At 65.8% G+C, this 14956-nt stretch carries 13 protein-coding genes and 1 pseudogene; 12 read left to right on the top strand and 2 right to left on the bottom strand.

What is annotated here, in order from left to right; genetic code table 11:
- The first annotated feature begins 14 nt into the window (after window positions 1-14).
- The 6 genes from uraH (at window position 15) to AB8P05_RS22375 (ending at window position 6215) form a co-directional block, all read left to right on the top strand.
- Complete coding sequence (gene uraH / locus AB8P05_RS22400) at window positions 15-365, top strand: hydroxyisourate hydrolase (RefSeq protein ID WP_472760413.1); 351 nt, start codon at window positions 15-17, stop codon at window positions 363-365.
- A gap of 118 nt (window positions 366-483) precedes the next feature.
- Window positions 484-2253 (top strand): glyoxylate carboligase, encoded by a 1770-nt coding sequence (gene gcl, locus AB8P05_RS22395; RefSeq protein WP_472760412.1) that lies wholly within the window; start codon window positions 484-486, stop codon window positions 2251-2253.
- Window positions 2254-2431: 178 nt separating this feature from the next.
- Window positions 2432-3352, top strand: a complete 921-nt coding sequence (locus AB8P05_RS22390) for a LysR family transcriptional regulator (RefSeq protein WP_472760411.1) — start codon at window positions 2432-2434, stop codon at window positions 3350-3352.
- A gap of 161 nt (window positions 3353-3513) precedes the next feature.
- Window positions 3514-3756: a hypothetical protein gene (locus AB8P05_RS22385; protein ID WP_472760410.1), complete on the top strand. Its 243-nt coding sequence runs from the start codon at window positions 3514-3516 to the stop codon at window positions 3754-3756.
- Window positions 3753-4211: a hypothetical protein gene (locus tag AB8P05_RS22380; RefSeq protein ID WP_472760409.1), complete on the top strand. Its 459-nt coding sequence runs from the start codon at window positions 3753-3755 to the stop codon at window positions 4209-4211. The genes AB8P05_RS22385 and AB8P05_RS22380 overlap by 4 nt, the downstream gene beginning before the upstream one ends.
- A gap of 288 nt (window positions 4212-4499) precedes the next feature.
- A complete protein-coding gene (locus tag AB8P05_RS22375) occupies window positions 4500-6215 on the top strand; it encodes a methyl-accepting chemotaxis protein (RefSeq protein ID WP_472760408.1) in 1716 nt (571 codons plus the stop codon).
- A gap of 3 nt (window positions 6216-6218) precedes the next feature.
- Here AB8P05_RS22375 and AB8P05_RS22370 read toward each other — a convergent pair whose 3' ends face one another.
- Both AB8P05_RS22370 and AB8P05_RS22365 read right to left on the bottom strand, forming a co-directional pair.
- Window positions 6219-6623 (bottom strand): IclR family transcriptional regulator domain-containing protein, encoded by a 405-nt coding sequence (locus AB8P05_RS22370; protein ID WP_472760407.1) that lies wholly within the window; start codon window positions 6621-6623, stop codon window positions 6219-6221.
- Window positions 6608-7051 (bottom strand): helix-turn-helix domain-containing protein, encoded by a 444-nt coding sequence (locus AB8P05_RS22365; RefSeq protein WP_472760406.1) that lies wholly within the window; start codon window positions 7049-7051, stop codon window positions 6608-6610. Before AB8P05_RS22365 ends, AB8P05_RS22370 begins: the two co-directional genes overlap by 16 nt.
- A 319-nt stretch (window positions 7052-7370) precedes the next feature.
- Between AB8P05_RS22365 and AB8P05_RS22360 the strand changes: the two genes are divergently transcribed.
- The 6 genes and pseudogenes from AB8P05_RS22360 to AB8P05_RS22335 all read left to right on the top strand — a co-directional run bounded on the left by AB8P05_RS22360 (window position 7371) and on the right by AB8P05_RS22335 (window position 14595).
- Window positions 7371-8018: a GntR family transcriptional regulator gene (locus AB8P05_RS22360; protein ID WP_211101124.1), complete on the top strand. Its 648-nt coding sequence runs from the start codon at window positions 7371-7373 to the stop codon at window positions 8016-8018.
- A 43-nt stretch (window positions 8019-8061) separates the two neighbouring features.
- Window positions 8062-9825, top strand: coding sequence for an oxalyl-CoA decarboxylase (gene oxc, locus AB8P05_RS22355; protein ID WP_472760405.1), 1764 nt, complete (start codon window positions 8062-8064; stop codon window positions 9823-9825).
- Window positions 9826-9888: 63 nt separating this feature from the next.
- Window positions 9889-11162, top strand: a pseudogene (frc, locus tag AB8P05_RS22350) (formyl-CoA transferase).
- A gap of 312 nt (window positions 11163-11474) precedes the next feature.
- Window positions 11475-12674: an ADP-forming succinate--CoA ligase subunit beta gene (gene sucC / locus AB8P05_RS22345; protein WP_472760404.1), complete on the top strand. Its 1200-nt coding sequence runs from the start codon at window positions 11475-11477 to the stop codon at window positions 12672-12674.
- 1 nt (window position 12675) lies between these two features.
- Complete coding sequence (gene sucD, locus AB8P05_RS22340; RefSeq protein ID WP_472760403.1) at window positions 12676-13551, top strand: succinate--CoA ligase subunit alpha; 876 nt, start codon at window positions 12676-12678, stop codon at window positions 13549-13551.
- Window positions 13552-13674: 123 nt separating this feature from the next.
- Window positions 13675-14595, top strand: coding sequence for an IclR family transcriptional regulator (locus AB8P05_RS22335; protein ID WP_472760402.1), 921 nt, complete (start codon window positions 13675-13677; stop codon window positions 14593-14595).
- Window positions 14596-14956 lie beyond the last annotated feature (361 nt).

Genomic DNA, 14956 nt, shown 5'->3' with positions numbered 1-14956 from the left:
GAGACCACACACCCATGGGCCGCCTGACCACCCACGTCCTCGACATCGCCGCCGGGCGTCCGGCGCCGGGCATGCGCATTCGCCTGACGGCGCTCGACAGCGGCACTGTCCTCGGCGAGTTCACCACCAACGCCGACGGCCGCCTCGACGCCCCGGCGCTGCAGGGCGATGCCTTCCAGCCCGGCCGCTACGAGCTGCTGTTCATGGCCGGCGAGTATTTCCGCCGCATCGGCACGATCACCGGTGATGGCCCCGACTTCATCGACGAGGTGCCGCTGCGCTTCGGCATCAAGGACACCTCCCAGCACTATCATGTGCCGCTGCTGGTCTCGCCCTGGGCCTATTCGACCTACCGCGGCAGCTGATTCCCCTTTCGGTGCCGCTTTCCAGCCTGTGGAAAAGGCAACCCATTGGTTTGCCGCACACACCATCAGCGCGCTTAGCTGTCCTCACGAACAATCGCGTTTGGTGAGGAGTCGAGCGATGGCGAGAATGACGGCGGCGGAAGCGGCGGTGCGGGTGCTGGAGCGGGAGGGCATCGACGTCTGCTTCGGCGTCCCCGGCGCCGCGATCAACCCCTTCTACGCGGCGATGCAGCGGCGCGGCACCATGCGCCATGTCCTGGCCCGCCATGTGGAGGGCGCCTCGCATATGGCCGAAGGCTACACCAGGGCGAAGGCCGGCAACATCGGCGTGTGCATCGGCACCTCCGGCCCGGCCGGCACCGATATGATCACCGGCCTCTATTCGGCCATCGCCGACTCCATCCCGATCCTGTGCATCACCGGGCAGGCGCCGCGCGCCCGCCTGCACAAGGAGGATTTCCAGGCGATCAACGTGCCGGACATCGCCAAGCCGGTGACCAAGTGGGCGCTGACCGTGCTGGAGCCGGCGCAGGTGCCCTACGTCTTCCAGCAGGCCTTCCACCTGATGCGCAGCGGCCGGCCCGGCCCGGTGCTGATCGACCTGCCGATCGATGTCCAGATGGCGGAGATCGAGTTCGACGACGAGACCTATGAACCGCTGCCGGTCTACAAGCCTTCGGCGACCCGTGCCCAGGTCGAGAAGGCGCTGGCGATGTTCGCGGCGGCGGAACGTCCGCTGGTCGTGGCCGGCGGCGGCATCATCAACGCCGATGCGTCCGACAAGCTGGTGGAGTTCGCCGAGCTGCTGGGCGTGCCGGTGATCCCGACGCTGATGGGCTGGGGCACCATCCCGGACGACCATCCGCTGATGGCCGGCATGGTGGGGCTGCAGACCGCCCACCGCTACGGCAATGCGACGATGCTGAAGTCCGACTTCGTGCTGGGCATCGGCAACCGCTGGGCCAACCGCCACACCGGCTCGGTCGAGGTCTACACCAAGGGTCGCAAGTTCGTGCATGTCGACATCGAGCCGACCCAGATCGGCCGCGTCTTCATGCCGGATCTCGGCATCGTCTCGGACGCCGGCGCCGCGCTCGACATGTTCATCGAGGTGGCGCGGGAGTGGAAGGCCGAAGGGCGCTTCAAGGATCTCGGCGGCTGGGTCAAGGACTGCCAGGGCCGCAAGCGGTCGATGCACCGCCGCAGCGACTTCGATCAGGTGCCGATGAAGCCGCAGCGCGTCTATCAGGAGATGAACAGCGCCTTCGGCCAGGACACCACCTACGTCACCACCATCGGCCTGTCGCAGATCGCCGGCGCCCAGTTCCTGCACGTCTACAAGCCGCGCCACTGGATCAACTGCGGCCAGGCCGGCCCGCTGGGCTGGACCCTGCCGGCGGCGCTCGGCGTCCGGGTGGCCGATCCGAAGCGGCGCATCGTCGCCTTGTCCGGCGACTACGACTTCCAGTTCATGATCGAGGAGCTGGCGGTCGGCGCCCAGCACAAGCTGCCCTACATCCATGTGCTGGTGAACAACGCCTATCTCGGCCTGATCCGGCAGGCGCAGCGCGCCTTCCAGATGGACTTCCAGGTCCAGCTGTCCTTCGAGAACATCAACGCGCCTGAGATCGGCGTCTATGGCGTCGACCATGTCGCGGTGGCCGAGGGGCTTGGCTGCAAGGCGATCCGCGTTACCGAGCCCGACCGCATCCAGGACGCCTTCGCCCAGGCCCAGGCCTGGATGGACGAGTATCAGGTGCCGGTCGTCGTCGAACTGGTGCTGGAGCGGGTGACCAACATCTCCATGGGCACCGACATCGACAATGTGACCGAGTTCGAGGAGACGCTGGACCTGCCGGTGGAGGAGAGCGAAACCGTTCTGGTCTGACGGCCCCATCCCGTCCGGCCCCATCCTGATCCAGCCTGAAGCCGCCGGGGCGCCGATGCGTCCCGGCGGTTTTCTTTTGCGCGACGTGCTGCAACGCGGAATTCCCCTCTCCGCGGCCGCCGTGCTAGCGTCGCTGCCGCACCAAAACCCACCGGTCCGGCAGGGAGTCCGCGCGAGCATGGCGTTGCTTGAGAACATGCGCATCTTCGTCCGCGTCGTCGAACTGGGCAGCCTGTCGGCCGCCGGGCGGAACCTGCGCATGTCGCCGGCCATGGTCAGCCACCGCATCCAGCAGCTGGAAACCCATCTCGGCGTCCGGCTGCTGAACCGCACGACGCGGCAGCTGCAGGCGACCGAGACCGGCATGGATTTCTACCAGAGCTGCCTGGAGGTGCTGGAGGCGGTGGAGCGCGCCCACAGCAGCATTGCCGCCGGGTCCGGCGTGCCGTCGGGCAGCGTGCGGGTGACGGCGCCGCTGGGCTTCGGCCGCCGCATCCTGTCGCCGCTGGTGCCGGATTTCTGCGCCGCCCATCCGCTGGTGGAGGTGCGGCTGCGCCTGTCCGACCATCTGCTCGACCTGCTGCGCGAGGCGGTGGACGTGGCGGTGCGGATGGCGGCGCTCAAGGATTCCAGCTTTGTTGTGCGCAAGATCGCCGACGTGCGCCGCGTGTTGGTGGCCGCCCCCTCCTACCTGTCGGAGCGCGGCCGGCCCTCGATGCCGGCGGATCTCGCCGGGCACAATTGCCTGCTTCTGCGCTTTCCCGGCACCCAGCAATATCAATGGAGCGTGCTGGAGGGCGGCGAGCCGGTGAAGCTGCCGGTGTCGGGCCGCTTCGACGCCGACGACGGCGACGTGCTGACCGGCTGGGCGCTGGACGGCCGCGGCGTCGCCATGAAACCGTTGTGGGAGGTCGCCGAGCATCTGGCGAGCGGCGCCCTGGTGCCGGTCCTGCCCGACTATCCGCCGGAGCCGGTGACGCTGGCTGTGCTCTATCCCCACCGCGCGCTGGTGCCGGCCAAGGTGCGGGCCTTTGCCGACCATATGGTGCCGAAGATCAAGGCGGCGCTGACGGCGATCTCTCCGGACAGCATCGTCTGAGCGCATCTTCTGCTGATCGGCTGGAGAGGTCCGGAGGGGAAGCCTTTTGGACTCGAGCTTGCCCCTTGCCCCGCAAATCGCGGTCTTGCCAGCCGCTGCCGGACCGTGCAGAGTAGGGATAGTTATGATATATCATAACACATCCTTCCTGAGGACAGGCGATGGCTGGAAGTGCCGACGATCCCTTCAGCGTTCCCGAGGACTTCACGCGTGCAATCAGCATCGTGCGCGCCGTGTGGGGCAATGACGACGTGTCGGACCGCTCGCTGGCTTGGGCGATGGTCGTCGAAGCGGTCAATCGCCTTGCCGCCCTGAACGGTCCCGTCAGCACGAGCCGCTTGCTGGCGCGTCTGGGCGAAGCGGTCGGCGAAACCTCCACCCCGTCCTCGCTGACCCTGCAATGAGCGGCGTGACCAACAACCGCATCCGCGGGGCGCTGTCATGGCGTCAGGCCAAGCCGGTCCTGCTTCATCCCAAGCTCTTTCTGGGATTCCTCGACTTCCAGGCCGGGCGACCGTTCGATTATCGACAGTTGGATTGTTGGCCGATGCTGGATCAGCATCGCTACGAGAATGGGCGGGAACTCGCAGCGGAATGCAAGGCAGCCGGCATTCATGTGGTCTGGATCGACCGCACCCGGATCCCGCGCCCCCTGAAGACACTGGTGGTGGAGCGGGCGCTGGCCCGCTGCCCGGCCAATGACCGTCACCGCGACGTTTCCCTTGATGCCTGCGCGGGTGCACCTGCGGGATGGGGGCAATTCCGGCATGCGGTGCAGGCTCGGAGGGAGCCGCATCTCTGTCTCCGGGGAGGTAAAGCCCGCGGTGCTCCATCCTTGCCGCAGGCCTGGACCTGCTAAGGTGTGAGCCTTTGCCGATCATATGGTGACAAAGATGAGATTGGTTCTTACAGCGATACGGGTGGAAACCATCCTGTGATAGGCGGCGCCGGGATCAGGGGGAATCCCGACTGGTTTGGAGGGTCTTCTCATTTTTTAATAACAGCAACGCCGTATGCAGGTGCCGCTTGTTTCGATCCTTGATTTCACTTCCCAGCTCGACTTGTGCCGTACCCTGGAAGTGAATTGTCGGATCCGTGATTGAAGGCTGTCGTGCATCCATCCGGCCCAAAGTGGGATGGAGAAACCATGTTGCTGTTCACCAGAGAGTCAAACGGCGAGAGGGCCAAACTCGACGCGCTGGACCGGTCGCAGGCTGTGATCGAGTTCACGATGGACGGGACGGTGGTCAACGCAAACAAGAATTTCCTGGATGCGATGGGGTATCGGCTGGAGGAGATCAAGGGTCGCCCCCACAGCATGTTCGTTGATCCCGACTATGCCCGAAGCGAGGAATACCGGCGTTTCTGGAACGATCTTCGTGCCGGCCGGTTCCAGTCGTCGGAGTTCCGCCGTGTGACCCGGTCCGGACAGGAAATCTGGCTGCGCGCCACCTACAATCCGATCGTCGGAACGGGCGGACGCCTGACCGGCGTGATCAAGTTCGCAACCGTGATCACCGAGGAAAAGCTGAAGGCGGCCGATGCGGAGGGCCGGATCGCCGCCATCGACCGCAGCCAGGCTGTGATCGAGTTCGCCATGGACGGAACGGTTCTGACCGCCAACCGGTGCTTTTTGGACCTGATGCAGTATGGTCTGGACGAGGTGCGCGGGAAGCATCACAGGATTTTCATGGATCGGGCCGAGGCCGCCAGCCCCGCCTATGCCGCCTTCTGGGACAAGCTCCGCCAGGGGGAATTCCAGGCCGGAGAATTCAGGCGCTTTGCGAAGGACGGCGGCGAGGTCAGGATACAGGCGACTTACACGCCGATCCGCGACCCGGCCGGGCGTGTGTGGAAGGTGGTCAAGTTCGCGACCGACGTGACGGAACAGCGCCGCCGCAGCGACGATTTCCGTGCCCAGATCGAAGCGATCAACCGATCGCAGGCGGTGATCCATTTCCGGCCCGACGGCACGATCCTCGACGCCAACGACAATTTCCTGAACGCGGTCGGCTATCGGCGGGAGGAGGTGGTCGGGCATAACCACAGCATGTTCGTTTTCCCCGAGCAGCGGGACACTGCCGAGTATCGCGAGTTCTGGCAGATCCTGCGCAGCGGGAGATTCCACACCTCGCTGTACCGGCGGCGGGCGAAGGATGGATCGGAGGTCTGGATCAGCGCCAGCTACAATCCCGTGCTGTCGGGCAGCGGCGAGGTGCTGAAGGTCGTGAAGTTCGCGTCCAATGTGACGGCCATGATCCAATCGCGGCTGAAATCCATCGATTTCGCCAAGCAGACGGCACAGAAGGTGAGCACCGTTACCGAAGCGGTCGAACAGCTGTGCAACTCCGCGACGCAGATTTCGGCCGACATCCTGAAATCGCGTGATGTGGTGGACGAAATCGACCGCCGGACCGCCGCGGCGGACAGCGCCACCGGCCGCTTGAACGAGGCCGCAGCGGCGATGGACGGCGTCGCCAAATTCATCGACGCCATTGCGTCGCAGATCAAGCTGCTGTCGCTGAACGCCACCATCGAAGCGGCACGGGCCGGAGAGGCGGGGCGCGGCTTCGCCGTGGTGGCGACGGAAGTGAAGTCGCTGGCCGAACAGACCTCCGGTGCAACCGAACGCATCGGCGTCGAGATCGTCGCCATGCAGGAAGTCGTCCGTCAGGTGGTGGAGGCGTTGAGTGGAATCGCCAAATCGGTCGACAGCGTGAAGTCCACGGTCCATGGCGTCACCACGGGAGCCGAGGAGCAAATGTCCTTGACGTCCGGCGTGGTGTCCAACATGCGTCAGGCCCAGACCGGGGTCGAGGCGATCAACCGCAATCTCGAAGAGATGCTGATTCGGGCCCGATGACGGTCAGAGCGCCCGCGACCGGACCAGCAGAACCCGTGCATCCTCCGCCGCCCGGTGCAGGTGGGGGAGGAACTGCACCTCCATCTCCGGGCAGGTGACGCGGGCAGCCTGGGCGCTGACGTTCATCGCTGCGACAACGCCGCCGGCGGCGGTGCGGATCGGCACGGCGATGGAGCGCAGCCCCAGTTCCAGCTCCTGGTCGACCAGCGAAAAGCCGCGGTCGCGCACCCGTTCAAGCTCGCGCTTCAGGGCATCGGCCGCGGTGATGGTGCGCTCCGTGTAGGGTTTCAGCGGGACGCGCGACAGGTAGGCGTCCAATTCCGACTCCGGCAGGGCCGCCAGCAGCACGCGCCCCATCGAGGTGCAGTAGGCCGGCAGGCGGCTGCCGACATTCAGCCCGACCGACATGATCGCTTGGTCGCCGCACGCGCGATATAGACCACGTCGTCCTCGTCGAGCACGGCGGCGGAGCAGGATTCCTGCACGGCGCCGCTGACCTGCTCGATCAGCGGATCCAGGATCGTCGCCAGCGGGGCCGAGGACAGGAAGGAATAGCCCAGCGCCAGGATCTTCGGCCTCAGATGGAAGGTCCGGCCGTCCGACCCGGCATAGCCCAGTTGCATCAGCGTCAGCAGACAGCGCCGCGCCGCCGCCCGCGGCAGGCCGGTGATCTTGGCGATGTCGGCGATGGTCAGGTTCGGTTCGCGTTCGGTGAAGGCGCGAATCACCGACAGGCCGCGCGCCAGCGAGGTCATGAAGTTCGGGTCGGACGCCTCTTCCGCCGCACCGGACGACGACTTGTCTGCGGCCCCGGCCAGATGCTGGGTTTCGGCCATGCGCGGGTCCCTTCCCCGAAGAACGATCCTGAGGCGCCAAAATAGGGCGATTATCGCGCATTGACCAGAAAAATCGAACGAAAGCGGCCCCAACTCCGTCGGCAGCGGAAATAGTTCGATGTGCCCGCAATTAACCTTGCGGGCATCTGGCATCTGGTATACCGTATCGATAATTCAAAACGACGCGCCACAGGGCGATCATCCGAACGCTCGCACAGGAACGCTCACGACAACAAGCGGCGCCGCCGGCGTCGGCGCGCAAAGGGTCGGAACCGTGATGAACCGAGAAAGATTCAGTGTCGAACCCCTGGAACAAGGGATGAGTTTCAAGGCGAAAGCCTACCAGTCGCTGCGCCAGGCCATCACGCAGATGAACATCTACGGCCAGAGCAGCGAGATCAGGTTGGACGAACGCCGGCTGTGCGAAGCGTTGGGTGTCAGCCGCACCCCGGTGCGTGAGGCGATGGCGCTGCTGGAACAGGAGGGGTTCATCCGCTCCCAACCGCGGCGCGGGATCTTCGTGGTGCGCAAGACGAAGGCCGAACTGGTGGAGATGATCACGGTGTGTGCCGCCCTGGAAGGCATGGCGGCACGCCTGTTCGTCGAGAACGCCACCACGGAGAAGCTGGAACTCCTGCACGCCGCCTTCGACAAATATACGAAAGCCGAGTTGGCGGAACACGTCGCCGAGTATTCCGACGCCAACATCGTCTTCCATCAAAGCATCGTCCAGGCTTCGGGCTCCACGCTGATCTCGGATCTGACCGATCGCTTCTTCATCCATATGCGTGCGATCCGCCGCGCGACCATGGGCCTCGGCGACCGTGCCGACCAGTCCATCCACGAGCATCGGGACATCATCGAGGCGCTGGCCGCCCGCGATGCCGATCTCGCGGAACGTCGGGTGCGGGAACACACGCTCGGTCTCGCACAGTACGTGGAACGGCATTGCGCCTTCCTCGACTAACCGATCTTGAACCTTTTTGGAGCCTCGGGGAGGAGTCACCCATATGTCTACTGCGGCTGCAACGATCACTAAGAACCAGGCCACGGAAGCATCTGTTGTCGAAGACGCGCCGGCGCTGACCGACGGCTTCCAGCTCGTCATCGACGCGCTCAAGCTCAACGACATCAACAACCTGTATGTCGTCCCCGGCATTCCGATTTCCGACCTGCTGCGCATGGCGCAGGCCGAGGGCATGCGCGTCGTCTCGTTCCGTCACGAACAGAATGCCGGCAACGCCGCCGCCATCGCCGGCTTCATGACCAAGAAGCCGGGCGTCTGCATGACGGTGTCGGCGCCGGGCTTCCTGAACGGCCTGACCGCGCTGGCGAACGCCACCACCAACTGCTTCCCGATGATCCTGATCAGCGGCTCGTCGGAGCGTGAGATCGTCGATCTCCAGCAGGGCGACTATGAGGAGATGGACCAGCTGGCCATCGCCAAGCCGCTGTGCAAGGCCGCCTTCCGCATCCTGCACGCCCAGGACATCGGCATCGGCGTGGCGCGTGCCATCCGCGCCGCCGTGTCGGGCCGTCCGGGCGGCGTCTATCTCGACCTGCCGGCCAAGCTGTTCTCGCAGGTGATGGACGCGGCCGAGGGCGCCAAGTCGCTGGTCAAGGTGGTCGATCCGACCCCGGCGCAGTATCCGTCGGCCGAAGCGGTGAACCGCGCGCTCGACCTGCTGAAGGGCGCCAAGCGTCCGCTGGTCATCTTCGGCAAGGGCGCCGCCTATGCCCAAGCCGACGACACCATCCGCGCCTTCGTCGAGAAGAGCGGCATCCCCTTCCTGCAGATGAGCATGGCCAAGGGCCTGCTGCCCGACACCCATCCGCAGTCGGCTGGTGCCGCCCGCTCGCTGGTGCTGCAGGAGGCCGACGTGGTCATGCTGGTCGGCGCGCGGCTGAACTGGCTGCTGTCGCACGGCAAGGGCAAGACCTGGGGCAAGCCCGGCTCCAAGAAGTTCATCCAGATCGACATCGAGCCGCGGGAGATGGACAGCAACGTCGAAATCCATGCTCCGCTGGTCGGCGACATCGCGTCGGTCATGGAAGTTCTGCTGAAGGGCATCGAGGGCGGGCTGACGCCGCCGACCGACTGGATGGCCACCGTCGCCGCCAAGCGTGAGCAGAACGTCGCCAAGATGGCGCCGAAGCTGATGAGCAACGCGTCGCCGATGAACTTCCACGGTGCGCTGGGTGCCCTGCGCCGCGTCATCAAGGAGCGTCCGGACGCCCTGCTGGTCAATGAGGGCGCCAACACCCTCGACCTCGCCCGCGGCATCATCGACATGTACCAGCCGCGCAAGCGCCTGGACGTCGGCACCTGGGGCGTGATGGGCGTCGGCATGGGCTATGCCGTCGCCGCGGCGGTGGAGAGCGGCAAGCCGGTTCTGGCGGTCGAGGGCGACAGCGCCTTCGGCTTCTCCGGAATGGAGGTGGAGACGATCTGCCGCTACAACCTGCCGGTCTGCATCGTCATCTTCAACAACAACGGCATCTATCGCGGGACCGACGTCAACCCGACCGGCGGGGCCGACCCGTCGCCGATGGTCTTCGTGCCTGACTCCCGCTACGACAAGATGATGGAAGCCTTCGGCGGCGTCGGCGTCCATGTCACCAATCCGGACGAGCTGTACCGCGCCGTGACCGAGGCGATGGACAGCGGCCGCCCGACCCTGGTCAACGCCGTCATCGACCCGGCCGCCGGCACCGAAAGCGGCAACATCGGCAGCCTGAACCCGACCAGCTCGGTCCGCAAGATGCCGTCCTAAGGGGCGGCATCGGGGAAGCGGCCGAGCCGACCACACGACACTAAAAAGCAGGGGGAGAAATACATGGGCAAGGCACTTCAGGGCGTGCGGATTCTCGACTTCACGCATGTGCAGTCGGGACCGACCTGCACCCAGTTGCTGGCCTGGTTCGGCGCCGACGTCATCAAGGTGGAGCGGCCGGGCGAGGGTGACATCACCCGCAGCCAGCTGCGCGACCTGCCGGACGCCGACAGCCTGTATTTCACCATGCTGAACCACAACAAGCGGTCCATCACCCTCGACACCAAGACGCCCAAGGGCAAGGAGGTGCTGGAGGCTCTGATCAAGTCCTGCGACGTGATGGTCGAAAACTTCGCCCCCGGCGTGCTCGATCGCATGGGGTTCACCTGGGAACGCATCCAGGAACTGAACCCCGCGATGATCGTCGCGTCGGTCAAGGGCTTCGGGCCCGGGCCGTTCGAGAACTGCAAGGTGTACGAGAACGTCGCCCAGTGTGCGGGCGGTGCGGCCTCGACCACCGGCTTCGACGACGGCCCGCCGATGGTCACCGGCGCCCAGATCGGCGACAGCGGCACCGGCCTGCATCTGGCGCTCGGCATCGTCACGGCGCTCTACCAGCGCAAGGAAACCGGCCGGGGCCAGAAGGTGCTGGCCGCCATGCAGGATGCCGTGCTGAACCTGTGCCGCGTCAAGCTGCGCGACCAGCAGCGTCTGGCCCACGGGCCGATGAAGGAATACCCGCAATACCCGAACGGCGAATTCGGCGACACCGTGCCGCGCGCCGGCAACGCGTCCGGCGGCGGCCAGCCGGGCTGGATCCTGAAGTGCAAGGGCTGGGAGACCGATCCCAACGCCTACATCTACTTCATCGCCCAGGCGCCGGTGTGGAAGTCGATCTGCAAGGTCATCGGCAAGGAGGAGTGGATCACCGATCCCGACTATGCCACCCCGGTGGCCCGCCTGCCGCGCCTGATGCAGATCTTCGGCACCGTCGAGGAGTGGACCAAGACCCTGACCAAGTTCGAGGTCATGGACATCCTCAACAAGTACGACATCCCCTGCGGCCCGATCCTGTCGATGAAGGAGATTGCCGAGGACAAGTCGCTCTACGAGACCGGCACGCTGGTCGAGGTGGAGCATCCGACCCGCGGCAGCTACCTGACGGTCGGCAACCCGATCAAGCTGTCCGACAGCCCGACGGAGGTCACCCGCTCCCCCTGCTGGGCGAGCACACCGACGAGATCCTGCGCGACGTGCTGGGTTTCAGCGAGCGTGAGATCGTCGACATCCGCGACAGCGGCGCCACCGGCGCCGTGGAGCGGCTGGCGGCGGAGTAACGCTCTCGCTCCGATGCCCCCACCCCAACCCTCCCCCGCTGGGCGGGGAGGGAGCAGGTACTAGGGCGGGAGAGTGGCGGCAGTCCCTCCCCGCCCAGCGGGGGAGGTTAGGTGGGGGTCTAACGCCCCAAATTTTGAAACGCCTACGACATTCATACCATCGCGCCTCCCTCTCCCTCGACCGTCCCCTTCCCGGTCGCCTGAGAGCCGAAGCCCGAAGTTTTTAAAAAATCCGCCGCCCGTCAGCCGATGAATTCCCGGCTCCCCGCGGCCTCCAAAAGACAATTCCCGAATAGGGTCGAGACGCAAGCCATGAACATTCACGAATATCAGGCCAAGGATCTGCTGCGGGGGTATGGCGTCGCCGTTCCGCGCGGCGGCGTGGCCTTCACCCCGGAAGAGGCTGAATCGGTCGCCCGCGAACTGGGCGGTCCGGTCTGGGTGGTGAAGTCCCAGATCCATGCCGGCGGCCGCGGCGCCGGCCGCTTCCAGGACAACCCGAACGGCAAGGGCGGCGTCCGCGTCGTCAAGTCCATCGGCGAGGTGGCCTCCAACGCCGCGGAGATGCTGAACCGGGTGCTGGTCACCAAGCAGACCGGCCCGGCGGGTAAGGAGGTCAAGCGCCTCTATGTCGAGGAAGGCGCCGACATCAAGCGCGAGCTGTATCTCGGCCTGCTGACCGACCGCGGCACCGGCCGCGTCACCATCATCGCCTCGACCGAAGGCGGCATGGAGATCGAGGAGGTCGCCCACAACACGCCGGAGAAGATCGTCAAGGTCGCCATCGACCCGGCTACTGGCATCCAGGGCTACCACACCCGCAAGGTCGCCTTCGCGCTGGGGCTGGAAGGCAAGCAGGTTTCGGCCGCCGCGCGCTTCATCGCCGCCGCCTACAAGGCCTTCACCGAGCTGGACTGTGCCATCGTCGAGATCAACCCGCTGATCGTCACCGGTTCGGGCGACATCCTGGCACTCGACGCCAAGATGAGCTTCGACGACAACGCGCTGTTCCGCCACAAGGATGTCGCCGCCTTGCGCGACGAGGCCGAGGAGGACCCGGCGGAGATCGAGGCGGCCAAGCACGACCTCAACTACGTCAAGCTCGACGGCAACATCGGCTGCATGGTGAACGGCGCCGGTCTCGCCATGGCGACGATGGACATCATCAAGCTGTACGGCGCCGAGCCGGCCAACTTCCTCGACGTCGGCGGCGGCGCCACGAAGGAGCGCGTCACCGCGGCCTTCAAGCTGATCCTGTCCGACAGCAACGTCGAAGGCATCCTGGTCAACATCTTTGGCGGCATCATGCGCTGCGACGTGATCGCCGAGGGTGTGGTCGCCGCCGCCCGCGAAGTGCACCTGCATGTGCCGCTGGTGGTGCGCCTGGAAGGCACCAACGTCGATCTGGGCAAGAAGATCCTGGCCGAATCCGGCCTGCCGATCCTCTCCGCCGACAATCTGGACGACGCAGCCCGGAAGATCGTCGCCGCCGTCAAGAAGGAGGCCGCGTGATATGGCTGTTCTCGTCGATAAGAACACGAAGGTGATCTGCCAGGGCTTCACCGGCGCCCAGGGCACCTTCCACTCCGAGCAGGCCATCGCCTACGGCACCAAGATGGTCGGCGGCGTGACCCCCGGTAAGGGCGGCGCCAAGCACCTCGACCTGCCGATCTTCGACACCGTTTCGGAAGCGGTCGAGAAGACCGGCGCCAACGCCTCGGTGATCTACGTGCCGCCGCCCTTCGCCGCGGACGCGATCCTGGAGGCGATTGACGCCGGGATCCCGCTGGTGGTCTGCATCACCGAAGGCATCCCGGTGCTGGACATGGTCCGCGTCAAGCGCGCCCTGGATGGTTCGGCCACGCGCCTGATCGGCCCGAACTGCCCCGGCATCATCACGCCGGACGAGTGCAAGATCGGCATCATGCCGGGCCACATCCACAAGCGCGGCAAGATCGGCATCGTGTCGCGCTCCGGCACGCTGACCTATGAGGCCGTCGCGCAGACCACGGCGGCCGGCCTGGGCCAGACCACCTGCATCGGCATCGGCGGCGACCCGGTCAACGGCACCAACTTCGTCGACAGCCTGGAGCTGTTCGTGAAGGACCCGGAGACCGAGGGCATCATCATGATCGGCGAGATCGGTGGTGACGCCGAAGTCCGCGGCGCCGAGTTCATCAAGGCGTCGGGCACGAAGAAGCCGGTCGTCGGCTTCATCGCCGGCCGCACGGCTCCTCCGGGCCGCCGCATGGGCCATGCCGGTGCTGTGATCTCCGGCGGCAACGACACCGCCGACTTCAAGATCGACTTCATGAAGTCGGTCGGCATCGCCGTCGCCGACAGCCCCGCCAGCCTGGGCTCCACCATGCAGTCGATTTTCAAGAATTGACCGGTACCCCGCGGGGCTGCCGTCCGCGACGGCCCCGCGGTTCAAGCGAAGCTTCTGTCACTCACGCCATCAGCCGCAACAGACAGGCGCAACCAACGCGCCGGACCCCGAGGGAGATGGGACATGAAAGCGCAAGCCCAAAACAGCACCCTGGCCCGCCGCATCATCCATGACGACCCCAGCGAGGGCGCCGCGGCCATCATCAAGACGGCGATCATCGAGACGCCGCGGGTGAAGAACGACAACGGCAAGGCCGACGCCAAGGCCGAACGCGGTCAGGTGGTGCAGTCGCTCTGCCGCGCGCTGAACATCCTGACCATTCTCGGCGCCAATGACGGTCCGATGACCCTGACCGAACTGGCGGAGGCCGCGAACCTGTCGCCTTCCACCACCCACCGCCTGCTGACGACCCTGCAGTACGAGCGCTACGTCCGCTTCGACCAGAGCGCGCGCGGCTGGGTGGTCGGCGTCCAGGCCTACATGACCGGCGCCAATTTCCTGAAGACCCGCAATCTGGTCGACGTCGCCCGTCCCCGCATGCGCCGCCTGATGGAGGAGAGCAGCGAGATCGTCAATCTGGCGGTCGAGGAGAATGGCGAGGCGATCTATCTGGCCCGCGTCGGCGGCCCCCGCGCCGCCCAGGTGGCGGTGCCGCAGACCGACCGCACGCTCCTGCACTGCTCGGCCGTCGGCAAGGCGCTGCTGGCCGGCATGACCGAGACCAAGGTGCAGACCATCGTGACCCAGCGCGGCATGCGCCAGTTCACCCGCAGCACCCTGTCGTCGCTGCCGGCGCTGTACCGCGACCTGACGCTGGTGCGCACCCGCGGCTATGCCCTGGACCAGGAGGAGCGGGTGTCGGGCCTGCGCTGTGTCGCCGCCCCGATCTTCGACGAGAATTCCCGTGTGATGGGCGCCCTGTCGCTGTCCGGTTCCAGCCGGCGCATCGAGGACGCGCGGCTGCGCGCCCTGGGCGAGATGGTCAAGCGCGCCGCCGCCGCGGTGACGCAGGAGCTGGGCGGGCGCGTCCCGGTCCCGAACTGACCCTCACGACGGACAAGAACGCCAAGAGCTGACGGCAGGTGGTGCACGTCGGCATATCCTCCCTGGCGCACTAGAGGCCGCGTTCCCGACGGAGCGCGGCCTTCTTTCTTGAGAAGAATGCCGTTTCCACGGAATGGAAAATAGACGGATTTCTCGGGAATTGGCCGCTGGATTGTGCGATTGTCTGTCTCGGGAAAGGCGTTCCTTTCTCATCGGGCGGATGTGTTGTTTTGCATGTTCGCGCTTCTCTCGGAGACTGGCCGTGCTGTGTGCAGCACGGCCATTTTTTTGCTTTTTCCGCAGGACGAAATCGGATCCATCGCCGCGTGGACGGGCATTCCCCCGCGGCGACACAGTGCGC

This window comes from Azospirillum sp. VT-I1, from assembly GCF_055698305.1.
The sequence above is the reverse complement of the archived record's forward strand: the minus strand, read 5'-3'. Positions and strand labels throughout refer to the sequence as shown.